The 25,103-nt window shown below is 71.4% G+C and carries 21 protein-coding genes; 14 read left to right on the top strand and 7 right to left on the bottom strand.

Going from position 1 to position 25,103, the window contains the following annotated elements; genetic code table 11:
- Positions 1-8 precede the first annotated feature (8 nt).
- Positions 9-332 (top strand): hypothetical protein, encoded by a 324-nt coding sequence (locus ACIBL4_RS02955; protein ID WP_010042867.1) that lies wholly within the window; start codon positions 9-11, stop codon positions 330-332.
- A gap of 102 nt (positions 333-434) precedes the next feature.
- Positions 435-1,127: an endonuclease V gene (locus ACIBL4_RS02950; protein WP_399405870.1), complete on the top strand. Its 693-nt coding sequence runs from the start codon at positions 435-437 to the stop codon at positions 1,125-1,127.
- On the opposite strand, the gene ACIBL4_RS02945 is transcribed toward ACIBL4_RS02950, so the two are convergent.
- A complete protein-coding gene (locus ACIBL4_RS02945) occupies positions 1,115-1,309 on the bottom strand; it encodes a hypothetical protein (RefSeq protein WP_399405868.1) in 195 nt (64 codons plus the stop codon). The two genes, ACIBL4_RS02950 and ACIBL4_RS02945, sit on opposite strands and share 13 nt — an antisense overlap.
- Before the next feature lie 204 nt (positions 1,310-1,513).
- On the opposite strand from ACIBL4_RS02945, the gene mmpA reads away from it, so the two are divergent.
- The gene (gene mmpA, locus ACIBL4_RS02940) at positions 1,514-1,660 is read left to right on the top strand and encodes a morphogenic membrane protein MmpA (RefSeq protein WP_193507220.1); all 147 of its coding nucleotides are present in this window, start codon (positions 1,514-1,516) and stop codon (positions 1,658-1,660) included.
- Between the two features lie 38 nt (positions 1,661-1,698).
- On the opposite strand, the gene ACIBL4_RS02935 is transcribed toward mmpA, so the two are convergent.
- The gene (locus ACIBL4_RS02935; protein ID WP_399405866.1) at positions 1,699-2,877 is read right to left on the bottom strand and encodes a saccharopine dehydrogenase family protein; all 1,179 of its coding nucleotides are present in this window, start codon (positions 2,875-2,877) and stop codon (positions 1,699-1,701) included.
- Positions 2,878-2,968: 91 nt separating this feature from the next.
- Between ACIBL4_RS02935 and ACIBL4_RS02930 the strand changes: the two genes are divergently transcribed.
- From ACIBL4_RS02930 to ACIBL4_RS02915, 4 genes are all read left to right on the top strand, one after another.
- Positions 2,969-3,349, top strand: a complete 381-nt coding sequence (locus ACIBL4_RS02930) for an MmcQ/YjbR family DNA-binding protein (RefSeq protein WP_399405864.1) — start codon at positions 2,969-2,971, stop codon at positions 3,347-3,349.
- 109 nt (positions 3,350-3,458) lie between these two features.
- Entirely contained in the window at positions 3,459-4,604 is a 1,146-nt protein-coding gene (locus tag ACIBL4_RS02925; protein WP_399405862.1) for a CaiB/BaiF CoA transferase family protein, read from the top strand.
- Positions 4,605-4,615: 11 nt separating this feature from the next.
- Positions 4,616-5,830, top strand: coding sequence for an acetyl-CoA C-acetyltransferase (locus ACIBL4_RS02920; protein WP_399405860.1), 1,215 nt, complete (start codon positions 4,616-4,618; stop codon positions 5,828-5,830).
- A 34-nt stretch (positions 5,831-5,864) separates the two neighbouring features.
- Complete coding sequence (locus ACIBL4_RS02915) at positions 5,865-8,045, top strand: 3-hydroxyacyl-CoA dehydrogenase NAD-binding domain-containing protein (protein WP_399405858.1); 2,181 nt, start codon at positions 5,865-5,867, stop codon at positions 8,043-8,045.
- Here ACIBL4_RS02915 and ACIBL4_RS02910 read toward each other — a convergent pair.
- A complete protein-coding gene (locus tag ACIBL4_RS02910; protein WP_399405856.1) occupies positions 8,037-8,747 on the bottom strand; it encodes a MerR family transcriptional regulator in 711 nt (236 codons plus the stop codon). The two genes, ACIBL4_RS02915 and ACIBL4_RS02910, sit on opposite strands and share 9 nt — an antisense overlap.
- Positions 8,748-8,974: 227 nt before the next feature.
- Between ACIBL4_RS02910 and ACIBL4_RS02905 the strand changes: the two genes are divergently transcribed.
- Positions 8,975-10,441, top strand: coding sequence for an amino acid permease (locus ACIBL4_RS02905; protein ID WP_399405854.1), 1,467 nt, complete (start codon positions 8,975-8,977; stop codon positions 10,439-10,441).
- Between the two features lie 42 nt (positions 10,442-10,483).
- Entirely contained in the window at positions 10,484-10,963 is a 480-nt protein-coding gene (locus tag ACIBL4_RS02900) for a macro domain-containing protein (RefSeq protein WP_399405851.1), read from the top strand.
- Between the two features lie 23 nt (positions 10,964-10,986).
- On the opposite strand, the gene ACIBL4_RS02895 is transcribed toward ACIBL4_RS02900, so the two are convergent.
- On the bottom strand, positions 10,987-11,880 hold the full coding sequence (locus ACIBL4_RS02895) for an arginase family protein (protein WP_399405849.1): 894 nt from the start codon (positions 11,878-11,880) through the stop codon (positions 10,987-10,989).
- 184 nt (positions 11,881-12,064) lie between these two features.
- On the bottom strand, positions 12,065-13,558 hold the full coding sequence (locus ACIBL4_RS02890) for a M1 family metallopeptidase (protein ID WP_399405847.1): 1,494 nt from the start codon (positions 13,556-13,558) through the stop codon (positions 12,065-12,067).
- 201 nt (positions 13,559-13,759) lie between these two features.
- Here ACIBL4_RS02890 and ACIBL4_RS02885 point away from each other — a divergent pair, with 201 nt between their 5' ends.
- From ACIBL4_RS02885 to ACIBL4_RS02875, 3 genes are all read left to right on the top strand, one after another.
- Complete coding sequence (locus ACIBL4_RS02885) at positions 13,760-15,715, top strand: Xaa-Pro dipeptidyl-peptidase (protein ID WP_399405845.1); 1,956 nt, start codon at positions 13,760-13,762, stop codon at positions 15,713-15,715.
- Positions 15,712-16,998 carry a M14 family metallocarboxypeptidase gene (locus ACIBL4_RS02880; RefSeq protein ID WP_399405843.1) on the top strand — a complete coding sequence of 429 codons (1,287 nt, stop codon included), beginning with the start codon at positions 15,712-15,714 and terminating at the stop codon, positions 16,996-16,998. The genes ACIBL4_RS02885 and ACIBL4_RS02880 overlap by 4 nt, the downstream gene beginning before the upstream one ends.
- Positions 16,999-17,079: 81 nt before the next feature.
- Positions 17,080-18,804 (top strand): BCCT family transporter, encoded by a 1,725-nt coding sequence (locus ACIBL4_RS02875; protein ID WP_399405841.1) that lies wholly within the window; start codon positions 17,080-17,082, stop codon positions 18,802-18,804.
- Between the two features lie 99 nt (positions 18,805-18,903).
- Here the strand turns inward: ACIBL4_RS02875 and ACIBL4_RS02870 are convergent, their stop codons facing one another.
- Positions 18,904-19,851 (bottom strand): NAD(P)/FAD-dependent oxidoreductase, encoded by a 948-nt coding sequence (locus ACIBL4_RS02870; RefSeq protein WP_399405839.1) that lies wholly within the window; start codon positions 19,849-19,851, stop codon positions 18,904-18,906.
- 66 nt (positions 19,852-19,917) lie between these two features.
- Between ACIBL4_RS02870 and ACIBL4_RS02865 the strand changes: the two genes are divergently transcribed.
- The gene (locus ACIBL4_RS02865) at positions 19,918-20,952 is read left to right on the top strand and encodes an oxidoreductase (RefSeq protein ID WP_399405837.1); all 1,035 of its coding nucleotides are present in this window, start codon (positions 19,918-19,920) and stop codon (positions 20,950-20,952) included.
- A 13-nt stretch (positions 20,953-20,965) separates the two neighbouring features.
- The gene (locus ACIBL4_RS02860) at positions 20,966-22,606 is read left to right on the top strand and encodes an ABC-F family ATP-binding cassette domain-containing protein (RefSeq protein WP_399405835.1); all 1,641 of its coding nucleotides are present in this window, start codon (positions 20,966-20,968) and stop codon (positions 22,604-22,606) included.
- A 99-nt stretch (positions 22,607-22,705) separates the two neighbouring features.
- Here the strand turns inward: ACIBL4_RS02860 and ACIBL4_RS02855 are convergent, their stop codons facing one another.
- Positions 22,706-25,096, bottom strand: coding sequence for a Tex family protein (locus tag ACIBL4_RS02855; RefSeq protein ID WP_399405833.1), 2,391 nt, complete (start codon positions 25,094-25,096; stop codon positions 22,706-22,708).
- Positions 25,097-25,103 lie beyond the last annotated feature (7 nt).

Raw genomic sequence — 25,103 nt, 5'->3', positions numbered from 1 at the left:
GAGCGGTCATGCCACGCGGTTCGAGCTCCAAGCGGGAGCGCCAGTACGAGCACATCAAGAAGAGCGCGCAGGACCGGGGCGAGAGCACCGGCCGCGCCAAGGAGATCGCCTCGCGGACGGTCAACAAGGAACGCGCCCGCTCCGGCGAGTCGAAGACGGCCAGCCGCACCTCGACGAAGGACATGTCGTCCGGCAAGCGCGGCGGTCAGCGGTCGGGCCAGGGCTCGCAGGGCCCCACCTACGACCAGCTGTACCAGGAGGCCAAGCGCCGCGGCGTCGAGGGCCGCTCCAACATGAACAAGAGCCAGCTCCAGCGCGCGCTGGGCAAGTAAGCGGCACGCCCCCGAGGCCGACGGAACTCCAGGGTTCCGTCGGCCTCGCGCTGCCTACAGGCTCGGCAGCCGAAAGGACCAGCCCATAGGCTCAGGGGCATCATGACGACCGTACGCATCCCACAGGACTGGCCCGCCACCGAGGAACAGGCCCGCGCCGTCCAGGACGAACTGCGCGAGCGTGTGATCCTCGACGAACCGGGGCCGCCGCCCGGAACGGGCCATGTGACGGGGGTCGATGTCGCCTACGACGACGAGCGCGATGTCGTCGTGGCGGCCGCGGTCGTCCTGGACGCGTCGAGTCTCGACGTCGTCGCCGAGGCCACGGCGGTGGGCCGGGTCTCCTTCCCCTACGTGCCCGGACTGCTCGCCTTCCGCGAGATCCCCACGGTTCTCGCCGCCCTCGACGCCCTGCCGTGCCCGCCCGGTCTGGTCGTCTGCGACGGCTACGGTCTCGCCCACCCCCGCCGCTTCGGCCTGGCCAGCCACCTCGGCGTCCTGACCGGACTGCCCACGATCGGCGTCGCCAAGAACCCGTTCACCTTCGCCTACGACGACCCGGACACCCCGCGCGGCAGTACGTCCGCGCTGCTCGCCGGTTCCGAGGAGGTCGGCCGCGCCCTGCGCACACGTGACGGCGTCAAGCCGGTCTTCGTCTCCGTCGGCCACCGCGTGACCCTGGCGAACGCCTGCGCCCACACCCTCGCGCTGAGCCCCGAGTACCGCCTTCCGGAGACCACGCGCAGGGCGGACGCGCTCTGCCGGACGGCGTTGCGGGAGACCTATTCCGCCTGACCGGCCACGCTCCAGTGGCCCACCTCGCGGTACTCCGAGTCGTAGATGACCGACCCGTCCCCGGGCCGGAGCGCGTAGTGGCGCATGTTGCCGCCCCAGTACCTGAGGATCCGGCCCAGCTCGCCCGCCGGGTCCTTCGCCAACGCCGCGTCGTCCATGCTGACTTCGAGAAGGAACTTCATGCCTTCAATGGTTTCATTGAACTCCTTGTTGGCACTTTTCGAGCTGTCGCCAGGAGCGGACGGCGGAAAGTCTCAAACCGGGGGAGAGGTCGGGGGTGGGGCCGGGGGGACAGGCCTGCCCACGGCGGGGCGGCAGATCTGAGTACCGGCTCTGAGTACCCGTACGGATGCCCGGCCCGCACCCTCGTCGGCAGGCTGGGGCGCATGACAACGCACCGTGCCCCCAAGCCTGTTGCCGGCCCGACCCAGACCGTCGAGCGGGCCGTCACCATAGGGCTGATCCTCGCCGTGCTGGCGGGGCTCGGCTGGATCGCCGGGATGATCTACACCATCGTCGAGTGGCCGCTGTAGGGCCCTCAGCACCTTCAGCAGGACCTTCAGCAGGCCCTTCAGCGGGTCGACGCGACGCGGAAGCGGATGCCCGCCGCGCGCAGCCGGCCGATCAGCGCGTCGCCCATCGCCACCGCCGTGGTGACCTGCCCGGCGGTATTCGGAAGGTCGTCGAAGGCCAGGCACAACGCCGACTCGGCGAGCATCTTCGCCGTCTCGTCGTAGCCGGGATCGCCGCCCGAGACCTCCGTGTACACCCGTCGGCCGCCGCCCTCGCCCACGAAGCGCAGGGAGAACCAGCTCTTCGCCCGCCTCTCGGGGCTCGGCCCGTCCCCGGGCCTGAGCCGGCCCGACAACCAGCGCCGCGCCGGCGGCACCTGGGCCGCCGCCACCAGCGCGCCGACGGCCGCGACACCGCCCACCGCGACGGGCAGATGCCGGACGGCCGCGTACTGCCGGTAGCGGAAGTCGGGACCGTACCGGTCGAGGGCCGAGGCCGACCGCCGCACGATCTGCGGGTCGATCGTCGGCATCGGCAGCGCCCACGCGCCGACCTCCTTGGCGAACCGCGGCCCGCCCAGCGGCGCCGATGCCCGCCGGCCCACCAGCCGCGGCTCGTGCCGCCGCCGGTCCCGGGCGGCCGCCGCCATCTCCCGCTGCCGCGCGAACTGGTTGAGTGCGGAGGCGAAGGTGCCGCCCGAGAACGCCGCGTCGGCGGTCACGAAGCCCTCCACGGTCAGCGGCACGTCCTCCGGGAGCTGCTGCACGGTGAAATACACGCCCAGATCGTGCGGGATCGAGTCGAAGCCGGCGGCGTGCACCAGCCGTGCCCCGGTCTCCCGCGCGCGTGCGTCGTGCTTGACGTACATCAGGTCCACGAACTCGGGCTCGCCGCAGAGGTCGAGGTAGTCGGTCCCGGTGTCCGCGCAGGCGGCGACGAGCTCCTCGCCGTACGTCACGTACGGGCCGACCGTCGTGGCCACCACGCGCGCGTGCTCGGCGAGGGCGCGCACCGAGGCCGGATCGGAGACGTCCGCCCGCAGCACCCCGACCTCCGCGCCGCCGGGCAGCCGCTCCCGCAGCCGCTCCAGTTTCTCCTCGCTGCGGCCCGCGATCGCCCACCGCAGCCCCTCGGGTGCGTGGGCCGCGAGGTACTGCGCGGTGAGCGCTCCGGCGAAACTCGTGGCTCCGAAGAGCACGATGTCGTACGGACGGTCCGTCCTTTTCAGCCTGCTCATGACACCCCTCGGTCGTGCAGCCCGTGCCGCTGTCGGTGGCCGAGGCTAGCGTGAGGTGTGCGGAGCGCGACGACGAGCCCGGAGGACGACGATGGCCGTGCCCAGGAATGCCCTGAAGAAGTGGGAGAAAGTGCGCGCGTTCGCACTGGGGCTGCCGGGCGCTGTCGAGGAGTTCCCCTGGGGCGAGTCCGTCGCGAAGGTCAACAAGAAGGTGTTCGTCTTCCTCGGCGTCGAGGACGGCAGCTACCCCCTGGGTGTGACGGTGAAGCTCAAGGACGAGACGGCCCACGCGCACGCGCTGGCGTGCCCCGGAGCCGAGCCCGCCGGATACGGCCTGGGCAAGGCGGGCTGGGTGAGCATCCCCCTGGAGGGGCAGGGCGCCCCGGCAGCGGAGGTGCTCTGCGACTGGGTGGAGGAGAGCTACCGGGTGATCGCCCCCAAGCGGCTGATAGCGGAGCTGGACGGGAGCTGACGCGTCGGGCAGATTGCTAAGCGCTTGCTCGTTCGGCTCTTGTGCCGAGTGGAACGTGTTCTTAGCATCACTGGTGTTACATCACTTGTGTCACAGCACTGGGGGCTGGATGGCCACGGCAAGGACGCCAGAACAGGGCCCGCTCACCGGCGTGCGCGTCGTCGAGCTGGCCGGCATCGGGCCCGGCCCGTTCGCCGCCATGCTCCTGGCCGACCTCGGCGCCGACGTCGTGCGCGTGGACCGCCCCGGCGGCCCCGGGCTCGCGATCGACCCGGCGTACGACGTCACCAACCGCAACAAGCGCTCGGTGCTCGTCGACCTGAAGGCCCCGGACGGCCCGGACCAGGTGCTCGAGCTCGCCGCTCGGGCCGACATCCTGGTCGAGGGCTACCGCCCCGGTGTCGCCGAGCGCCTCGGCGTCGGCCCCGAGGCGTGCCACGCCCGCAACCCGGCCCTCGTCTACGGCCGGATGACCGGCTGGGGCCAGGACGGCCCGCTCGCCGACCGCGCCGGGCACGACATCGCGTACATCGCCCCCACCGGCACGCTCGGCATGATCGGCCGCCCGGACGAGCCGCCGCCGGTCCCGGCCAACCTGCTCGGCGACTACGCGGGCGGCTCCCTGTACCTCGTCGTCGGCGTCCTCGCCGCCCTGCACCACGCGCGCCTGGCCGGCACCGGCCAGGTCGTCGACGCCGCCATCGTCGACGGCGTCTCCCACCTCGGCACGATGATCCACGGCATGCTCGCCGCCGGCGGCTGGCAGGACCGCCGCGGCGCCAACCTCCTGGACGGCGGCTGCCCGTACTACGGGACGTACGAGACGGCCGACGGCCGGTACATGGCCGTCGGCGCCCTGGAGCCGCAGTTCTACGAGGAGTTCCTCGCCCTGCTCGGCATCGAGGACCAGGCCACCGCCCGCAAGGACGTCACCCGGTGGGGCGAACTGCGCGAACAGGTCGCCGCCCGCTTCAAGAGCCGCACCCGGGACGAGTGGACGGCCGTCTTCCACGGCACCGACGCGTGCGTGGCGCCCGTGCTGTCGCTGCGCGAGGCCCCGCACCACCCGCACCTGGCCGCCCGCGGCACCTTCACCGACCACGGCGGCATCACCCAGCCCGCCCCGGCCCCCCGCTTCACCGCGACCCCGACCTCCGTCCGCACCGGCCCGGCCCGGCCGGGCGCCGACACGGCGGACGTCGCCCGGGACTGGGACGTCCCCGGGCTTCTGCCGTCGTCCCGCACCCCTCAGTGAAAGGCCTCCTCGTGAGCACCGAAGCGTATGTGTACGACGCGATCCGCACCCCGCGCGGGCGCGGCAAGGCAGGCGGCGCCCTGCACGGCACCAAGCCCATCGACCTGGTCGTCGGACTCATCCACGAGATCCGCGCCCGCTTCCCGGACCTGGACCCGGCCGCCGTCGACGACATCGTGCTCGGCGTCGTCGGGCCGGTCGGCGACCAGGGCTCCGACATCGCCCGGATCGCCGCCATCGCCGCGGGGCTGCCCGACACGGTGGCCGGTGTACAGGAGAACCGCTTCTGTGCCTCGGGTCTGGAGGCCGTCAACCTGGCCGCCGCCAAGGTCCGTTCCGGCTGGGAGGACCTCGTCCTCGCGGGCGGCGTCGAGTCGATGTCCCGGGTGCCGATGGCCTCCGACGGCGGCGCCTGGTTCAACGACCCGATGACCAACCTCCAGGTCAACTTCGTGCCGCAGGGCATCGGCGCCGACCTGATCGCCACCATCGAGGGCTTCTCGCGGCGCGACGTCGACGAGTACGCGGCCCTCTCCCAGGAGCGGGCGGCAACCGCCTGGAAGGAGGGCCGCTTCGACAGGTCCGTCGTCCCGGTGAAGGACCGCAGCGGCCTCGTCGTCCTCGACCACGACGAGCACATGCGCCCCGGCACCACCGCCGACTCCCTCGCCAAGCTGAAGCCGTCCTTCGCGGACATCGGCGAACTCGGCGGCTTCGACGCGGTGGCGCTCCAGCAGTACCACTGGGTGGAGAAGATCGACCACGTCCACCACGCGGGCAACTCCTCGGGCATCGTCGACGGCGCCTCGCTCGTCGCGATCGGCTCCAGGGAGGTCGGCGAGCGCTTCGGGCTCACGCCCCGCGCCCGGATCGTCTCCGCCGCCGTGTCCGGCTCCGAGCCCACCATCATGCTCACCGGCCCCGCCCCCGCCACCCGCAAGGCCCTGGCCAAGGCCGGACTCACCATCGACGACATCGACCTCGTCGAGATCAACGAGGCGTTCGCGGCGGTCGTGCTGCGCTTCGTCAAGGACATGGGCCTGTCCCTGGACAAGGTCAACGTCAACGGCGGCGCGATCGCGCTCGGCCACCCGCTCGGCGCGACCGGCGCGATGATCCTCGGCACGCTCGTCGACGAACTCGAGCGCCAGGACAAGCGCTACGGCCTCGCCACGCTGTGCGTCGGCGGCGGCATGGGCGTCGCGACCATCGTCGAGCGCATCTGACCCCCTCCCCACGGATCACACGGAGCACCTCCACATGAGCACTGAATCCACCACCATCCGCTGGGAACAGGACCGCACCGGCCTCGTCACCCTGGTCATCGACGACCCGAACCAGTCCGCGAACACCATGAACCAGGCGTTCCGCGACTCGCTCGCCGCCGTCACCGACCGCCTGGAGGCCGAGAAGGACACCATCCGGGGCGTCATCATCACCTCCGCGAAGAAGACCTTCTTCGCCGGCGGCGACCTGCGCGACCTGATCCGGGTCACACCGGAGACGGCCCAAGAACTGTTCGACGGCGGCATGGCCATCAAGCGGAACCTGCGCCGCATCGAGACCCTCGGCAAGCCCGTCGTCGCCGCCCTGAACGGCGCGGCCCTCGGCGGCGGTTACGAGATCGCCCTGGCCTGCCACCACCGCATCGCCCTCGACGCGCCCGGCTCGAAGATCGGCTGCCCCGAGGTCACGCTCGGACTGCTGCCCGGGGGCGGCGGCGTCGTCCGCACCGTCCGCCTGCTCGGCATCGCCGACGCCCTGCTGAAGGTCCTCCTCCAGGGCACCCAGTACAACCCGCGCCGCGCCCTGGAGAACGGCCTCGTCGACGACGTGGCCGCCACCCACGAGGAACTCCTCGAAAAGGCACGCGCCTTCATCGACGCCAACCCCGAATCGCAGCAGCCCTGGGACAAGCCGGGATACAAGATCCCGGGCGGCACCCCGGCCAACCCCAAGTTCGCGGCGAACCTGCCCGCCTTCCCGGCCACCCTGCGCAAGCAGACGAACGGCGCCCCCTACCCGGCCCCGCGGGGCATCCTCGCCGCGGCCGTCGAGGGCGCCCAGGTCGACTTCGAGACCGCCCAGGTCATCGAGGCCCGCTACTTCGTGGAACTCGCGGCCGGGCAGACGTCGAAGAACATGATCCAGGCCTTCTTCTTCGACCTCCAGGCGGTCAACTCCGGCGCCAACCGCCCCAAGGGCATCGAGCCCCGCCAGGTCAGCAAGGTCGCCGTCCTCGGCGCCGGGATGATGGGCGCCGGCATCGCCTACTCCTGCGCCCGCGCCGGCATCGACGTCGTCCTGAAGGACGTCTCCCTGGAGGCGGCCCTCAAGGGCAAGGGCTACTCCGAGAAGCTGTGCGCCAAGGCCGTCGCCAAGGGCCGTACGACCCAGGAGAAGGCAGACGCGCTGCTCGCCCGCATCACCCCCACGGCCGAGGTGCGGGACCTGGCCGGCTGCGACGCCGTCATCGAGGCCGTCTTCGAGGACACGTCGCTCAAGCACAAGGTGTTCCAGGAGATCCAGCACGTCGTGGCGCCCGACGCGCTGCTGTGCTCCAACACCTCCACGCTGCCCATCACCGCGCTCGCCGAAGGCGTGGAGCGCCAGGCCGACTTCATCGGACTGCACTTCTTCTCGCCGGTCGACAAGATGCCGCTCGTCGAGATCATCAAGGGCGAGCGCACCGGGCAGGAGGCCTTGGCCCGCGCCTTCGACCTGGTCCGGCAGATCAACAAGACCCCGATCGTCGTCAACGACTCGCGCGGCTTCTTCACCTCCCGCGTCATCGGGCACTTCATCAACGAGGGCGTCGCCATGGTCGGTGAGGGCATCGAACCCGCGTCGGTCGAGCAGGCGGCGGCCCAGGCGGGCTACCCGGCGAAGGTGCTGTCCCTGATGGACGAGCTGACGCTGACCCTGCCCCGCAAGATCCGGGCCGAGACCAAGCGGGCCGTGGAGGAGGCGGGCGGCACCTGGACACCTCACCCCGCCGAGGCCGTCATCGACCGCATGGTCGACGAGTTCGGCCGCACGGGCCGCAGCGGCGGCGCCGGCTTCTACGACTACGGGGACGACGGCAGGCGCACCGCACTCTGGCCGGGACTGCGCGAGCACTTCACCAAGCCCGGATACCGGATCCCGTTCGAGGACATGCAGGAGCGCATGCTGTTCTCCGAGGCACTGGACACCGTCCGGCTGCTGGAGGAAGGGGTGCTGACCTCCGTCGCCGACGCCAACATCGGCTCCATCTTCGGCATCGGCTTCCCGGGCTGGACCGGCGGCGTGCTCCAGTACATCAACGGCTACGAGGGCGGGCTGCCCGGATTCGTGGCACGCGCGCGTGAACTCGCCGAGCGGTACGGCGATCGCTTCACCCCGCCCGCGCTGCTGGTGGAGAAGGCGGAGAAGGGGGAGCGGTTCAGCGACTCAGCGTGACTCTTCCGACGGCTCGGTGAGCCACTCGCCCAGCTCTTCCTTCAGCGACCGCTGAAAGGCGGTGAGGAGCGCCTGCACCACCAAGGGGTGCATGTGCGCCGACAGGGACCGCACGTCCCGCGCGTCACGCTCGGCCACCTCACCGCGGAAGAGCAGGGAGAGTTCACGGGCCGCGGCGCGCGCGTGCTCGACGAGAACCGTGCGCGCCGCGAAGATCCCCTCCGGGGAGACAGGCACGTCCAGCAGCCCGACGCCCAGCCGGAGCAGACCGAGATCGGCCTCGTACCCGCCGTCCGCCGGCCGGAGCACGCCCATCGCGACCAGCCGCTCGACGTCCTCGTCGCCGAGCGGGCGTCCGGCCCGACGCTGAAGCTCCTCCCGCGTGACCGTCTCGACGGTGTCCGGCGCCCAGGAGGCCACCACCGCCCGGTGAACGGCGAGGTCGCGCGCGCTCAGGTCCGGCGGCAACCGCTGCAGATACCGCTCGATGCCCGACAGCGTCATGCCCTGGTGCTGCAACTCCTCGATCAGCGCCAGCCGGGCCAGATGCTCCCGCCCGTAGTGCCCCACGCGCCGGGGACCGAGCACCGGCGGCGGCAGCAGCCCCTTCGTGCCGTAGAAACGGACCGTGCGCACCGTGACACCGGCCCGGGCCGCCAGTTCGTCGATCGTGAGGGTCGGTTCCTCGGTGTCGGTCGTCATGCGCAGCAGTATCGCTGTCTCACCAGTGCTGTGAAACCTCCGGTGGTCGGCGGGACGGTGCGTTCAGTGCCCTGTGAGGAGTAACGCTCTGTGACGCACGCCACCGCGTGAGCCGCGATCCCTGGGGGAAGGTGCCCGTGGTCTGCGTCTTGATCGAGGCGCAGACCATACGTACGTACGGACACCTGAGCGAGACCCGCTCGGGCGCACCAGAGAGTGGTACCCCCGTGAGCAAGGACGCCGTGAACACGGCTGCGGCCACGCCGCGTACCGATGCGGCCCAGGTGCCGGCGGACGCGGGCGACGCCGGCTACAGCAAGGACCTCAAGGCCCGCCACGTCAACATGATCGCCATCGGCGGCGCCATCGGCACCGGCCTCTTCCTCGGCGCCGGCGGTCGCCTCCACGACGCGGGCCCGGCGCTGGCCATCGCCTATCTGGTCTGCGGCATCTTCGCCTTCTTCGTGGTCAGGGCCCTCGGCGAGCTCGTCCTGTACCGCCCCTCCTCGGGCTCCTTCGTGTCGTACGCGCGCGAGTTCCTCGGCGAGAAGGGCGCCTACGTCGCCGGCTGGATGTACTTCCTGAACTGGTCGACCACCGGCATCGCCGACATCACCGCGATCGCCCTCTACACCCACTACTGGAGCCTGTTCACCGACATCCCGCAGTGGGTGCTCGCGCTGATCGCCCTCGCGGTGGTGCTCGCGGTGAACCTGATCTCGGTGAAGATCTTCGGCGAGATGGAGTTCTGGTTCGCGATCATCAAGGTCGCGACGCTCGTCGGCTTCATGCTCATCGGCATCTTCCTGCTCGCCACCCAGCACGAGGTGGGCGGCCAGACTCCCGGCCTGAGTGTCATCACCGACAACGGCGGCGTCTTCCCGCACGGCATGATGCCCGTCGTCCTCGTCATGCAGGGCGTGATCTTCGCGTACGCCGCGCTGGAGCTGGTCGGTGTCGCAGCGGGCGAGACCGCCGAGCCGGAGAAGGTCGTCCCGCGCGCGGTGAACTCGATCATGTGGCGGGTCGGTCTCTTCTACGTCGGCTCGGTCGTCCTGCTGGCCCTCCTGCTGCCCGGCTCGGTCTACTCGGCCGACCAGAGCCCCTTCGTCACGGTCCTGTCGAAGATCGGCGTCCCGGCGGCGGGCGACGTGATGAACCTGGTGGTCCTGACGGCGGCGATGTCCTCGCTGAACTCGGGCCTCTACTCCACCGGCCGCATTCTGCGCTCGATGGCGATGGCCGGCTCCGCGCCGAAGTTCACCGCCCGCATGAACCGCAGCCAGGTCCCGTACGGCGGCATCCTGCTGACCTGCGCGGTCTGCGTCCTCGGCGTCGGCCTGAACTTCCTCGTGCCGGCCCAGGCCTTCGAGATCGTGCTGAACGTCGCCTCGCTCGGCATCATCAGCACCTGGGTGATCATCATGATCTGCCACCTGGTCTTCGTCCGCCGCGCCAGGGCGGGCTTGGTCGAGCGGCCCTCCTTCCGGCTCCCCGGCAGCCCGGTCACGGAGATCACCACGATCGCCTTCCTGCTGGCCTGCCTCGGCATGATGTGGAACGACCCCGAGGTCGGCCGCAAGACACTCCTGCTGATCCCGGTGATCGCGGCCATGCTGGTCGCGGGCTGGTTCGGCATCCGCCGCCGGGTGTCGCAGACGGCCGACCAGGAGCTGTCGCAGTTCACGAAGTAGCGGGCCGGAGCCACTGTCAGTGGCAGGGCCTACGGTGGCGTCATGTCGGGGATCACGTATGTCCGGGGTGACGCCACCGTTCCGTCGGTGAAGGGCGTCAAGGTCATCGCCCATGTCTGCAACGACACCGGGGGCTGGGGCAAGGGATTCGTCCTGGCGATATCGCGGCGCTGGCCCGAGCCGGAGGCGGCGTACCGGGCCTGGCACCGAGGCCGCGCGGGGAACGACTTCGGGCTGGGCGCCGTGCAGTTCGTGCAGGTCGAGCGGCACGTGTGGGTGGCCAATATGATCGGCCAGCGCGGCACCAAGACCGGCAGCAAGGGCGTCCCCGTCCGCTACGAGGCGATCGACACGGCACTGGAGGCCCTGGCCGCGAAGGCCGGTGAACTGGGCGCGACCGTCCACATGCCCCGCATCGGCTGCGGCCTCGCCGGCGGCAAGTGGTCCCGGGTCGAGCCGCTGATCGAGGAGCGGCTGGTACGGCGGGGGATACCGGTGACGGTGTACGACCACGGCGACTGACCGACCCCGACCCCGGCCTCGGCTCAGTCCGGGCCGTCCCTGCCGAACGCCCGCATCAGACAGTTGCTGAGGCGCCGCGCGATCGCCCCGTCGGGATCCAGACGGGGATTGAAGATCGCCACGTCGAGGCCGGCGGCACCGCCGCCGGACAGAGCCGTGCGCAGGACGGTCTCCAGCTCCTGCCAGGTCAGCCCGTCCGGGAGCCGGTAGTCGACGGCGGGCATGACCGTGTCGTCCAGGACATCGACATCGAGGTGGATCCAGAACCCGGCGCCCGCGCCGTCACCGGTCAGCAGCCCGACCGCGCGCCGGCCCGCCTCGCCCGCACCCAGGGCGCGCACGGTGTCCAGCTCCAGTGCGTGCAGCGCGGACGGCAGCGGCTGCATCCCGTACGCCGCCGACTCCTCCGCGTCCCGGAAGCCCAGGGCGACGACGTCCTCGTCCCGCACCAGCGGGCCCCGGCCCTCCAGGTCGGCCAGCACGCGCGGGCCGCGCCCGGTGGCCAGGGCGAGTTCCATGGAGGCCACCTCACCGGCCGGTTCCGCCGACGGCTGGTAGAAGTCGGTGTGCCCGTCGAGGAACAGCAGACCGTGCCGACCCCGGCGGCGCAGCGCGAGCAGATTGCCGAGCAGCACGCTGCAATCGCCGCCGAGCCCGACGGGGAAGCGGCCGTCGTCGAGGACAGCGCCGACGGTGTCGGCGAGCGCGGTGGAGTACGCGGCGATGCCGCCGGGGTTCAGGACACCGGTGTCCTGGTCGCGCTGCGGGTTGTACGGGGGTGGCTGGACACGGCCGGCGCGCACCGCGCCCAGCCCTTCGGCGAGCCCGGCGCCGAGGAGTGCGTCCGGCAGTTCCTCGACGCCGGTCGGCCGTAGGCCCAGCACGGACGGCGCCTCGATGATCGCCAGATTCCGCACGGCCGGCTCCTTCGTCAGCAGCCTCCACCGTAGACCGAGAGACGGCGTTCAGCAGGCCGGGCGCCTGTACGACTGGGCGGGGGTGCGCAACTCGGCGCCACGAGGTGCCGCTGCGCCCACCCGTGCGGCCCTGGGGGCACCTCCCAGGCCCTTAAGGCACTGGGGGAGGCACGACTGCCCGCAGCTATGCCGAGTGCACCCCGTTCGTCGCCGCGATCTTCTTCCACGACCTCGGCTGCGGCACGGCCTCCGCCCCCTTCGCCACCGCCGCGGCCCGGGCCGCCGGCGCCCCCGGCTTCGACGGCTGGTACAGCCACGTGTCGAACAGGGCGGACAGCGGCTTGCCCGACACCTCCTCGGCGTACAGCTGGAAGTCGGCGACCGACGCGTTGCCGTGGGCGTACTTGCGCGGCCAGCCCTTGAGGATCGCGAAGAACGACTCGTCACCGATCTCGTTGCGCAGCGCCTGGACGGCCAGCGCGCCCCGGTCGTACACCGCGATGTCGAACTGGTTCTCCGGACCCGGGTCCCCGGGCTTCACCGTCCAGAACGGGTCGTCGGCGGGATGGGAGGCGTACACGTAGTCGGCGAGTTCCTGCGCCGTGCCCTCGCCCTCGTGTTCGGACCACAGCCACTGCGCGTAGCGCGCGAAGCCCTCGTTGATCCAGATGTCCTTCCAGCGCTTGAGTGACACGTCGTCGCCGTACCACTGGTGCGCCAGCTCGTGGACGACGACGGAGACGTTCGACCCGTTCGCGAACTGCCGGGGGCTGTAGTACGGCCGGGTCTGGGTCTCCAGCGCGTACCCGGTGGTGGTGTTCGGCACGTATCCGCCGAGCGCGTTGTAGGGGTACGGCCCGAAGTAGCCCGTCAGCCAGTCGGCGATCTCCCCGGTCCGTTCGATGCTCGCCCGCGCCGCGCCGGCGTGGCCCCCCAGGTCCTTGCTGTAGGCGTTGAGGACCGGGATGCCGCTCTCGGTCGTGCCGGTCGTGATGTCGAACTTCCCGACAGCGAGCGTGGCGAGGTAGGTGGCCTGCGGCTTGTCGGAACGCCAGTTCCAGCGGGTCCAGCCGAGACGCGAACTCGTCGACTGGAGCGTGCCGTTGGAGATGGCCTGCGTGCCGTCCGGGACCAGCACGGACACGTCGTAGGTGGCCTTGTCGAGGGGGTGGTCGTTGCTCGGGAACCACCAGGCCGCCGCCTCGGGCTCGTTCGCCGCGACGCCCCCGTCCGGGGTGCGGTGCCAGCTCGTGAAGCCGTACGCCTTCTTCGACGAGGGCACGCCGCGGTAGCGCACGACGACCGTGACGGGCGTGCCCTTGGCCAGCGGGGTCTTCGGCGTGATCTCCAGCTCGTGCTCGCCCGACGTCCGGAACGCGGCCTTCGCGCCGTTGACGCGCACCTCGCCGACGTCCAGCAGGAAGTCCAGGTTGAAGCTGGACAGGTCCTGCGTGGTGCGGGCCACGAGGGTCGCCGTGCCCTCGAGCTCGTCCGTGGCCGGCTGGTACTTCAGCCTCAGGTCGTAGTGGGAGACGTCGTATCCGCCGTTGCCGTAGGCCGGGTAGTAGGGGTCACCGATTCCCGGCGCGCCGGGGGAGTGGGGCGCGGCCGATGCCGGGATCGCCAGCAGGAGAACGGCCGCGGCGAGGGCTCCCGGCGCGATGATTCTGCGGTGCACGCGAAACTCCAAGTCGTAGGGTCCCGAGGTCTGTCCGGAGCCTATGGGCTCCCTGTGTCTCTGATCATGTCCATGGCCTCTCCGGTCACACGATCGCCATTCGGCCGACATGAGACACCGGCCCCTCGGGTCGGTCCCGGACACGCCGGTCCGTCAGCTGCCCTCTTCTGAACAGGAGTTCACCGATGTAGCGTCCGGCGCATGCCGAAACGCACGCGCTTCACGACCTGGAGACCGCTCGCGACGGCGGCCACGGCCGCCCTGATGGCCACCCTGCTCACCCCGGCCGCGGCAGAGGCCGCCCCGCGCGAGAGCCGGCCCGTCCACTCGTACGAGAACGCCATCCGCGAGGCCGTCTGGGTGGACACCGGACTCGACGGCGACCGCGACGGCAAGGCCGACCGGGTCGCCGTCGACATCGTCCGCCCCCGCGAACCCGCCCGGCAGGGCCGCAAGGTCCCCGTCATCATGGACGCCAGCCCGTACTACTCCTGTTGCGGGCGCGGCAACGAGAGCCAGAAGAAGACGTACGACGCGAACGGCGACGTCAAGCAGATGCCGCTGTATTACGACAACTACTTCGTGCCCCGCGGCTACGCCTTCGTCGGCGTCGACTTGGCCGGAACCAATCGCTCCGACGGGTGCGTCGACGTCGGCGGCCGCTCCGACATCCAGTCCGCGAAGGCCGTCGTCGACTGGCTGGGCGGCCGCGCCAAGGCCTACACGACCCGCACCGGCACCACCCGCGCCAAGGCCGCCTGGACCAACGGCAGGACGGGCATGATCGGCAAGAGCTGGGACGGCACCATCGCCAACGGCGTCGCCGCGACCGGCGTCGAGGGCCTGAAGACCATCGTCCCGATCAGCGCCATCTCCTCCTGGTACGACTACTACTTCCAGCAGGGCGCCCCGCTCTACGACTCCGGCCCCGAATGGCTGTCCGACTACGTCAACAGCCCCGACGCCCGCGCCAAGTGCGCCGCCGTGCAGCAGAAGCTCGTCGACGGGGCCCCGCGCACCGGTGACTGGACCCCGCTGTGGACCGAGCGCGACTACGTCCGGGCAGCGCGGAAGGTCAAGGCCAGCGTCTTCCTCGTGCACGGCATGCAGGACCTCAACGTGCGGATGAAGCATGTCGGGCAGTGGTGGAACGCCCTTGCGAAGAACGGCGTGGAGCGCAAGATCTGGCTCTCCCAGACGGGCCACGTCGACCCCTTCGACTTCCGCCGCGCGAGCTGGGTCGAGACCCTCCACCGCTGGTTCGACCACGAACTCATGGGCTACGACAACGGCATCGACCGCGAGCCCATGGCCGACATCGAACGCGCGCCCGACCAGTGGACCACCTCGAAGACCTGGCCGCCGAGCGGCACCCGCGCCGCCACCCTGCGCCCCGGCCGGGGCACCCAGGCGGGCGTCGGCACCCTTGGCCTGCACCGCGGCCAGGGCACCCGGACCTTCACGGACGACCCGGCCCTGAGCGAGACCGACTGGGCCGCGCAGATCGACAAGCCGACACCGGAGAAGGCCGGTTTCGTCACCCGGCCGCTCAGCCGCGACCTGCGCCTGTCCGGCTCCTCCGAGGTCACCGTCACCGCGACGCCCTCCACCCCGACGGCCCATCTCTCCGCCGTCCTCGTGGACATCGGCCCCGCCACCATCCGCGACTACGCCGACGGGGGCGAGGGCATCACCACCCTCACCGACCGCACCTGCTGGGGCGCGAGCACCGCCGGCGACAGCTCCTGCTTCAAGGAGACGAAGGCCAGGACCGCCGACGTCGGCTACACGATCGTCAGCCGCGGCTGGGCCGACCTCGGCAACCACGCCTCCGACCTGAGGGGCGCCCCGCTCACTCCGGGCAAGCGGTACGACATCACCCTCGACCTGGCGGCCACCGACCACGTCGTGCCCAAGGGCCACCGCCTGGCGCTGATCGTCGCGGGCACCGACAAGGGCCTCATCGACCCGCCCGCGGACAAGCCCGAGCTGACCGTCGACCTGTCCCGCACCTCGGCGCGCGTCCCGTTCGTCGGCGGAGCCACCGCCTTCGCCCGCGCCACCACGGGCCCCGCGACCGCCACCACCGACGCCACGCTCCTGGACGGCGTACGGGAACCGCGCACCGCTCACCGCGTCCCGGAGGGAAGCCAGTGATCCGCCCCACGACCCGAGCCGGAGCCCTGACCCTGACCGCCGCGGCCGTCGCCGCGTCCCTGGCCGCCGTCCCCGCCCAGGCCGCCGGCGACTCCCCGCCCCGCACCGGCTTCGAGCAGACGAGCGGCGCCCGCTGGACCACCCAGCCCGAGGAGCAGGACTTCCTCAAGGCCGTCGACCGGTCGAGCAGCCGGGTCTCCCTGACCCGCTTCGGCACGACGAAACAGGGCCGCCCGCTCCAACTGGTCCGCATCGGCACCCACCCGACGCCCAACAAGGTGCTGCTCGTGTGCAGCCAGCACGGCGACGAGCCCTCCGGCCGCGAGGCCTGTCTGACCACCGTCCGCGACCTCGCGTACGCCCGGGACAGCCGCACCCGGCGCTTCCTGGACCGCACCACGGTCCTCGTCGTGCCCACCGCCAACCCCGACGGCCGGGCCGCCGACACCCGGGGCAACAGCGACGGCGTGGACATCAACCGCGACCACCTGGCGCTGCGGACCGCCGAAGGCCGTGCGCTGGCGAAGCTCCTCCGCGACCAGCGTCCCGACCTCGTCTACGACCTGCACGAGTACGGCGCCACACCCCCGTACTACGACAAGGACCTCTTCGACCTGTGGCCGCGCAACCTCAACACCCACCAGGCGGTCCACGACGAGGCGAAGACCCTCTCCGAGAAGTACGTCCGCCCCGCGGCGCAGCGGGCCGGCCACTCGACCGGCACCTACGGCATCTGGACCGACCCCGAGACCGGCGAGCCGCTCAAACAGGTCGCCGGAGATGGACAGGAGCGGATTTTGCGCAATATGTCCGGCATCAAGCACGGCATCGGACTGCTCATCGAGAGCCGCGTGGACCCGCTCACCGAGCCCGAGAAGGCGGACGAGGCGCTGAACAACCGACGCCGTGTCACCTCCCAACTGGACGCCCTGGGGGGCCTGTTCCAATACGCCGGCCAGCGCCGCGGTGCGGTGGAGGCGGCGACGGGCAGGGCCCGGCTCGCGGGCTACGCCGCCACCGGCCCCGTCTACGTCGGCGGCGCCGACAACGACGCGCCCGAACCGGCCGAGGTGATCCAGAACCCGCCCTGCGGCTACCGGCTCACGGCCGAGCAGTACGCCGAGGTGGGAGACGAACTCGCACTGCACGGCGTGCGCGTACGCCGGGACGCGGAGGGTGTGCTCGTACCCCTGCGTCAGCCTCTGCGGGCGCTCGTGCCGCTGCTGCTCGACGAGCGCGGAACGTACCACCTGACGGCGGGGAATCCGGAAACGCAATGTTGAGGGGGGTGAGATTGCGCCACACGTGGTAGGGGCGTTACGGAGGACTTACGTTCCTCCTACGTCCCATGAAAGGTGCCGCCTGTGACGCACGACCGACCAAGTGAGAGCGACCACGAAGTGGGGCCCGCCCTTCCGGGTTCGGAAGCGGGCCTCCCCGGTCAGGAACGTCCGAAAACCGACCGAATTGTCTTCGGGGTCACGGCCGTGCTCACCCTCGCCTTCGTGGTCTGGGGAGCGGCGGCCACCGACTCGCTCGAAGACGTCTCCACCAGCATGCTCAGCGGGCTGATGCACAACGGCGGCTGGGCGTTCATGCTCGCGGCCTCCGGCTTCGTCGTGTTCGCCCTGTGGCTCGCGATCAGCCGCTACGGCCGTATCCACCTCGGTGCGGAGGGCGAGGAACCCGAGTTCCGCACGGTGTCCTGGGTCGCGATGATGTTCAGCGCCGGCATGGGCATCGGCCTGATGTTCTACGGCGTGAGCGAGCCGTTGTCGCACTACGGCACGCCCCCGCCGGGCACCAACCCGGCCGACTCCGGTGACCGCATGGAGACGGCCATGGCCACCACCCTGTTCCACTGGACGCTCCACCCGTGGGCGATCTACGCGGTGGTCGGCCTCGCCATCGCCTACAGCACCTTCCGCCGGCGGCGCCGCCAGACCATCAGCGCCGTCTTCACCCCGCTCATCGGCAGGAAGAACGCCAACGGCGGCATCGGCCGGGCCATCGACATCCTCGCGATCATCGCGACCGTCTTCGGCTCCGCCGCCTCGCTGGGCCTCGGCGCGCTCCAGATCGGCTCCGGTGTGCAGGAGCTGAAGTGGATGGACAAGGTGAGCACCGGGCTGCTCGTCACGATCATCGCGGTGCTGACCCTGGCCTTCGTCGCGTCCGCGATCTCGGGTGTGGAGAAGGGCATCCAGTGGCTGTCCAACACCAACATGGTGCTGGCGCTGGTGCTCGCCCTGTTCGTGTTCGTGGCCGGCCCGACCATCATCGTCCTCGACCTGCTGCCCACCTCCGTCTTCGCCTACCTCGGCGACCTGCCCCAGCTGGCCGGCCGGACCGAGGCGAGCGGCGGCAAGGGCGTCGCCGACTGGCTGGGCAGCTGGACGGTCTTCTACTGGGCGTGGTGGATCTCCTGGACGCCCTTCGTCGGCATGTTCATCGCCCGCATCAGCCGGGGCCGCACGATCCGCCAGTTCGTCGGCGGTGTCATCCTCGTGCCCAGCACGGTCAGCCTGATCTGGTTCGCGATCTTCGGTGGCTCGGCGATGAAGATGCAGGAGCAGGGGCAGCTCGGCAAGGAGGCCACCCCGGAGGGGCAGCTCTTCGGCGTGCTCCAGCAGTTCCCCATCGCGACCGTCACGAGCCTGCTCGTGATGGTCCTCGTCGGCATCTTCTTCGTCTCGGGCGCCGACGCGGCCTCGATCGTCATGGGCACCCTGTCGCAGAAGGGCGCGCTCGAACCGGGCCGATTCGTGGTGGTGTTCTGGGGCGTGGTCACCGGTGCGGTGGCCGCGATCATGCTCCTGGTCGGCAGCGGCCAGGGCGACGCGTTGACCGGTCTGCAGAACCTCACGATCCTCGCGGCGGCGCCGTTCGTCATCGTGATGATCTTCATGTGTGTCGCCCTGATGCGCGACCTTCGCCGCGACCCGGTGATCGTGCGTGAGCAGATGGGATCCGAGGCCGTCGAAATGGCCGTCATGGAAGGCCACAAGAAGTACGACGGCGAGTTCGAGTTCCGTGTCGGCCCGGGCCGCGGCCCGGACGTGGAGGGAGACCCGATCGGCAAGCACTGACCCGACCGCCCCAACCGCTGGACCTCGACGCCCTCGGCCGCCAACGGCCGGGGGCGTCAAGGTCAAGCAGCCCAGTCTCGGCAGCTCACGGCAGACGGTCTAGCCGACCAGCCGGGCCGCCTCCTCCGCGCACCCCCAGGCCACCGTCACGCCCGCACCGCCGTGGCCGTAGTTGTGGATCAGCGGACGGCCGTCCGGCAGGGTGTCGCGCTCCAGGCGGACGGCGGGGCGGGTCGGGCGCAGCCCCACCCGGTGTTCCAGTACCCGCGCCCCGGCGATCTCCGGCCGCAGCGCCGCGCAGCGGCGGATGATCGCCTCTGCCGTCGCCGGGTCGGGCTCCAGCGACCACGCGTCCTCCTCCGCCGTACCGCCGAGGACGAGCCCGCCCGGCTGCGGGAACATGTACGCGTACTCGCCGGCCGCGTCGGTGGAGACCAGCCAGGTGTCGATCCCCGGGTTCTCCACGACGACCAACTGCCCGCGCACCGGCCGCACGGACGGATCCGGCACCAGCTCCCGCGCGGCGAGCCCTGTGCAGTTGACCACGACCGGCGCGTCGGCCTCCGCTAGCCCGTACACCGTACGGGCCTCGACCACACCGCCCGCCGCCGCCAACCGCTCCCGCAGCCACGGCAGATGAACCGGCATGTCGACGAGCGGCAACCGCGCCCGCAGCCCCGACCCCGCGTACTCCTCGGGCGTCGTCGCCCGCAGCTCCGGCACCCGCCCCGCCAGCCACCCGTCGACCTCGTCGAGACGCGTCTCGCCCAGGACCCCTTCGACCAGGCGTACGCCGCTCGCCTGGGACACCGTGGCCAGCTCCTCGTACACCTCCAGCGACCGCAGCGCCCACTCCCGCGCCAGTGCGAGCGGCTCGATCCGGTACGGCCACCACAGCGCCCCCGCGACCGCCGACGTCGTCGCCTCGACACGGTCCCGCGTCCACACCCGCACCCGCCGCCCCCGCTCGGCGAGAACCACCGCGGTCGTCAGCCCGACCACCCCGCCACCGACCACCACGATCTCGCCACCGCGCTCATCCACCATGCCCGGACCGTAGCGGAATGTGTCATGCCGTGCTCACATCACCCTCGGTGTGGGGATACTCACCGTATGTGCGCCGAATACACGACCTTCGGCCTGGCACCCGCGATGCGGGCCGGCGGAGTCCTCACCGACGGCGGTTACCAGGTCCACCGGGACTTCATGGACTTCATCGTCGACGGACGCCCGCTGCTGTTCCGGCTCTCCGACCTCGACGCGGTCTCCCCGCTCGCCTCCGACGTACCACCCGCGATCTTCACCGCGCAGGTCCGCAGCCTGCTCCTGGAAAGCCCGGCACCGCTGCCCGGCGGCCGCTACGTCGTCTACGGCTGTCCCGAATGCGAGGACCTGGCCTGCGGCGCCGTCACCGCCGTCATCCAGGGGGACGGCGAGGACGTCATCTGGCGGGACTTCGCCTGGCAGACCGGAGAACACGCCGACCTGCAGCTCAACGGCTACCACGGCATCGGCCCGTTCCGCTTCCGCGGCGCCGAGTACCGCGCGGCGCTGAGCGCCCTGCTGAACGGCTCCGCCGCGGACACCCGCCGCCGCGTCCTGCTGATCGGCGCCCGCGTCGCCGCCCTGGCCAGGCTCGCCGCGGCGCTGCGCACCATCGGCGTCGGCGCCGACATCGCCCACGACGCCGACAACGTGCCCGCCGACGAACTGCGCGGCTACGGCGCCGTCGCCTTCGCGCCGGGAACCGGCGAGCAGGAGCGCGCCGCCGTCCGCCGGGCCTTCACACACGCCGGCGTCCCGGTCGCCTGCGTCGACGGCCTGGCTCCGATCGTCCCGCTCCTCGTCGCCCAGATCGAACACGCCCTTGACCGCAGTCCGTTGGAGCGGCGCCGCCTCACCGGCCTGACCGCCGCCGACGGCGAGGCCGACGTCGAGGTCACCTCCGCCTGCCGGGTCACCCTCACCGCGTACCGTCTCGACCGGCTGTCCCGCACCCACACCCACGAGATCTTCGACGGCGTCCTGGAACCGGGCCGGCACCGCATCGCACTCGACGCCAAGGCGGTCAGGGGCCGGTCCTTCCTCGTGGCGCGCACGTCCGGAGGTGTCCTGGTGACGGCCGTCGCCCACGGAGGGGCCCATTAGGATCGGCACTCTGATGACTGCCACCCTCGTCGCCAAGAACCTCGCCGCCGGCCACGGCGACCGCTCCCTGTTCGCCGGACTCGACCTCGTCGTCGCGCCCGGCGACGTGATCGGCCTGGTCGGAGCCAACGGCGCCGGCAAGTCCACCCTGCTCAGGATGCTCGCCGGACTCACCGCCCCCGAGCAGGGCGATCTGCGCCTGTCCCCGCCGACCGCCAACGTCGGCCACCTGCCCCAGGAGCCGGAGCGCCGCCCCGGCGAGACCGTACGGGCGTTCCTGGCTCGCCGTACCGGCGTCGCCGAGGCCCAGCGGACCATGGAGGAGGCGACCCAGGCCCTGGTCGACGGGGCGCCCGGCGCCGACGACGCCTACGCCACGAGCCTGGAGCGCTGGCTCGGACTCGGGGGCGCCGACCTCGACGAACGCGCCGAGGAGGTCGCCGACTCGCTGGGCCTCGCGGTCGATCTGGACCAGCTGATGACGTCGCTGTCCGGTGGCCAGGCCGCCCGCGCCGGCCTCGCCTCCCTGCTCCTGTCCCGCTACGACGTCTTCCTCCTCGACGAGCCCACCAACGACCTCGACCTGGACGGCCTGGAGCGCCTCGAACGCTTCGTGAGCGGGCTGCGCGCCGGGACGGTGGTCGTCAGCCACGACCGCGAGTTCCTCACCCGCACGGTCACCAAGGTCCTCGAACTCGACCTCGCCCAGCGGCAGATCAACCTCTATGGCGGTGGCTACGAGGCCTATCTGGAAGAGCGGGAGGTCGCGCGCCGGCACGCCCGCGACGAGTTCGAGGAGTACGCCGACAAGAGGGCGGCCCTCCAGGACCGCGCGCAGACGCAGCGCTCCTGGATGGACAAGGGCGTGAAGAACGCACGCCGCAAGGCGGGCAACGACAACGACAAGATCGGCCGCAAGTTCCGCAGCGAGGCCAGCGAGAAGCAGGCCGCGAAGGCCCGGCAGACCCAGCGCATGATCGAGCGGCTGGACGTCGTCGAGGAGCCCCGCAAGGAGTGGGAGCTGCGCATGGAGATCGCGTCGGCCCCGCGTTCGGGCGCCGTCGTCGCGACCCTGCGGGACGCCGAGGTGCGCCGCGGCGACTTCGTCCTCGGCCCGGTGTCCCTCCAGATCGACTGGGCGGACCGGGTGGCGGTGACGGGCGCGAACGGCGCCGGCAAGTCCACCCTGCTCGCCGCCCTGCTCGGCCGCGTCCCGCTCGACGCCGGGCACGCGGCTCTCGGCTCGGGCGTCCTGCTCGGCGAGGTCGACCAGGCCCGCAAGCTGTTCCACGGCCAGGAGCCCTTGATGGACGCCTTCCGCGCGGCCGTCCCGGACACCGAACCGGCCGAGGTCCGCACCCTCCTGGCCAAGTTCGGCCTCAAGTCGCATCACGTCCTGCGCCCCGCGGCGACCCTCTCCCCGGGCGAGCGCACGAGAGCCGCCCTGGCGCTGCTCCAGGGCCGCGGCGTCAACCTCCTGGTCCTCGACGAGCCGACCAACCACCTCGACCTGCCCGCCATCGAGCAGCTGGAGTCCGCGCTCGATTCCTACGAGGGCACCCTCCTTCTGGTCACCCACGATCGCCGCATGCTCGACGCGGTACACGTCACGCGCCGCCTGGAGGTGGCGGACGGAAAGGTGACCGAGCGCTGATGAACCGTCAGAGCGCGAATCGCCCCCTTTAGGGGCGCGGGGAACTGCGCGACCAGCCACAACGGACCCGCAGCCCCCCACAACCAACCGGCGAAGCGGTCAGCGGCGACCATTCTTCGGATCGACCAGCCCAGCGCGGCGCAACGCGTCGGCCATCGCCCCGTTGGCAGGCGGAGGCGCCTGACGCGAACCGCCACCGCCACCGCCACCACGGCGCCCCGCGGCGCCGCCCTGCCGCTGCTGCGGCGGACGCCCACCCCGCTGCCGGCGCTCCCCGGAGCCGCCCTGCCCCTGCGGGGCCGCCTCGTCGTCCAGGCGCAGCGTCAGCGAGATCCGCTTGCGCGGGATGTCGACGTCGAGGACCTTCACCTTGACGATGTCCCCGGGCTTCACCACGTCCCGCGGGTCCTTGACGAACGTCTTGGACATCGCGGACACGTGTACCAGACCGTCCTGGTGGACCCCGACGTCCACGAACGCGCCGAACGCGGCGACGTTCGTCACGACGCCCTCCAGGATCATCCCGGACGACAGGTCGGAGATCTTCTCCACGCCCTCCTTGAAGGCGGCCGTCTTGAAGGCCGGACGCGGGTCGCGGCCGGGCTTCTCCAGCTCCTTGAGGATGTCGGTGACCGTCGGCAGACCGAACGTCTCGTCCACGAAGTCCTGCGGCTTCAGCGAGCGCAGCACCGCCGTGTTGCCGATGAGCCCCGCGACCTCCTGCCCGGCGGTCTTCACCATGCGGCGGACCACCGGGTACGCCTCCGGGTGCACACTGGACGCGTCCAGCGGGTCGTCACCGCCGCGGATCCGCAGGAAGCCCGCGCACTGCTCGTAGGCCTTCGGGCCCAGCCGCGCCACCTTCTTGAGCTCACCGCGGGACTTGAACGGGCCGTTGGCGTCCCGGTGCGCCACGATGTTCTCGGCGAGCCCGGAGGTGATGCCGGAGACCCGGGCGAGCAGCGGGGCCGACGCCGTGTTGACGTCCACTCCCACGCCGTTCACACAGTCCTCCACCACCGCGTCCAGCGAACGCGACAGCTTCACCTCGGACAGGTCGTGCTGGTACTGGCCGACACCGATCGACTTCGGGTCGATCTTCACCAGCTCGGCCAGCGGGTCCTGGAGCCGCCGCGCGATCGACACGGCGCCGCGCAGCGACACGTCCATGTCGGGCAGCTCCTGCGAGGCGAAGGCGGACGCCGAGTACACGGACGCGCCGGCCTCGGACACCATCACTTTCGTGAGGTTCAACTCCGGGTGCTTGGCGATCAGTTCCCCGGCGAGCTTGTCGGTCTCGCGGGACGCCGTGCCGTTGCCGATGGCGATCAGCTCGACCGCGTGCTCCTTCGCGAGCCGGGCCAGCTTGGCGATGGCCTCGTCCCACCGGTTGGCCGGGACGTGCGGGTGGATGACGTCCGTGGCGACGACCTTGCCGGTCGCGTCGACGACGGCGACCTTCACACCCGTACGGAAACCGGGGTCGAGCCCGAGCGTCGCGCGCGTGCCCGCGGGGGCGGCGAGCAGCAGGTCGCGCAGGTTGGCCGCGAAGACCCGCACCGCCTCGTCCTCGGCGGCCGTGCGCAGCCGCAGCCGCAGATCGATGCCGAGGTGGACGAGGATGCGGGTGCGCCAGGCCCAACGCACCGTGTCCAGCAGCCACTTGTCGCCGGGGCGGCCCCGGTCGGCGATCCCGAACCGGTGCGCGACCATCCCCTCGTACGACGACGGGCCGTCGGTCGGCTCCTCCGGCTCCAGGACCAGGTCGAGTACCTCCTCCTTCTCGCCGCGCAGCATCGCCAGGATGCGGTGCGAGGGCAGTTCGGTGAACGGCTCGGCGAAATCGAAGTAGTCGGCGAACTTCGCGCCCGCCTCCTCCTTGCCCTCCCGCACCTTGGCTGCCAGCCGTCCGCGCACCCACATGCGCTCGCGCAGCTCGCCGATCAGGTCGGCGTCTTCCGAGAACCGCTCGGTGAGGATCGCCCGGGCACCGTCGAGGGCCGCCTGCGGGTCGGCCACGCCCTTGTCGGCGTCGACGAACGCGGCGGCCGCGGCGAGGGGCTCGACGGTCGGATCGCCGAGCAGCCCCTCCGCCAGCGGCTCGAGACCGGCCTCACGGGCGATCTGCGCCTTGGTGCGTCGCTTGGGCTTGTACGGGAGGTAGATGTCCTCCAGACGCGCCTTGGTCTCCGCGCCCCGGATCCGCGCCTCCAGCTCCTCGTTGAGCTTGCCCTGCTCGCGCACCGAGTCCAGGATCGCCGTCCGACGCTCCTCCAGCTCCCGCAGGTAGCGCAGCCGCTCCTCGACGGTGCGCAGTTGCGCATCGTCGAGCATCTCGGTCGCTTCCTTGCGGTAGCGGGCGATGAAGGGCACCGTAGAACCGCTGTCGAGCAGCTCCACGGCAGCCCTGACCTGCCGCTCCCGTACGCCGAGCTCCTCGGCGATCCTGCCTTCGATGGACCCTGCTGCGAGGGTCCCGGGTGTCGTCACGATCCCG

The organism is Streptomyces sp. NPDC050416 (assembly GCF_044458845.1).
Lineage (GTDB): Bacteria > Actinomycetota > Actinomycetes > Streptomycetales > Streptomycetaceae > Streptomyces.
The sequence above is the reverse complement of the archived record's forward strand: the minus strand, read 5'-3'. Positions and strand labels throughout refer to the sequence as shown.

What these genes read in the sequence shown, in the direction of transcription:
- ACIBL4_RS02865 (WP_399405837.1), top strand. Translation starts at nt 19,918, where the DNA reads ATGTGCGCCGAATACACGACCTTCGGCCTGGCACCCGCGATGCGGGCC.
- ACIBL4_RS02935 (WP_399405866.1), bottom strand. Translation starts at nt 2,877, where the DNA reads ATGAGCAGGCTGAAAAGGACGGACCGTCCGTACGACATCGTGCTCTTC.
- ACIBL4_RS02870 (WP_399405839.1), bottom strand. Translation starts at nt 19,851, where the DNA reads ATGGTGGATGAGCGCGGTGGCGAGATCGTGGTGGTCGGTGGCGGGGTG.
- ACIBL4_RS02945 (WP_399405868.1), bottom strand. Translation starts at nt 1,309, where the DNA reads ATGAAGTTCCTTCTCGAAGTCAGCATGGACGACGCGGCGTTGGCGAAG.
- ACIBL4_RS02930 (WP_399405864.1), top strand. Translation starts at nt 2,969, where the DNA reads ATGGCCGTGCCCAGGAATGCCCTGAAGAAGTGGGAGAAAGTGCGCGCG.
- ACIBL4_RS02950 (WP_399405870.1), top strand. Translation starts at nt 435, where the DNA reads ATGACGACCGTACGCATCCCACAGGACTGGCCCGCCACCGAGGAACAG.
- ACIBL4_RS02955 (WP_010042867.1), top strand. Translation starts at nt 9, where the DNA reads ATGCCACGCGGTTCGAGCTCCAAGCGGGAGCGCCAGTACGAGCACATC.
- ACIBL4_RS02915 (WP_399405858.1), top strand. Translation starts at nt 5,865, where the DNA reads ATGAGCACTGAATCCACCACCATCCGCTGGGAACAGGACCGCACCGGC.
- mmpA (WP_193507220.1), top strand. Translation starts at nt 1,514, where the DNA reads ATGACAACGCACCGTGCCCCCAAGCCTGTTGCCGGCCCGACCCAGACC.
- ACIBL4_RS02860 (WP_399405835.1), top strand. Translation starts at nt 20,966, where the DNA reads ATGACTGCCACCCTCGTCGCCAAGAACCTCGCCGCCGGCCACGGCGAC.
- ACIBL4_RS02885 (WP_399405845.1), top strand. Translation starts at nt 13,760, where the DNA reads ATGCCGAAACGCACGCGCTTCACGACCTGGAGACCGCTCGCGACGGCG.
- ACIBL4_RS02900 (WP_399405851.1), top strand. Translation starts at nt 10,484, where the DNA reads ATGTCGGGGATCACGTATGTCCGGGGTGACGCCACCGTTCCGTCGGTG.
- ACIBL4_RS02910 (WP_399405856.1), bottom strand. Translation starts at nt 8,747, where the DNA reads ATGACGACCGACACCGAGGAACCGACCCTCACGATCGACGAACTGGCG.
- ACIBL4_RS02925 (WP_399405862.1), top strand. Translation starts at nt 3,459, where the DNA reads ATGGCCACGGCAAGGACGCCAGAACAGGGCCCGCTCACCGGCGTGCGC.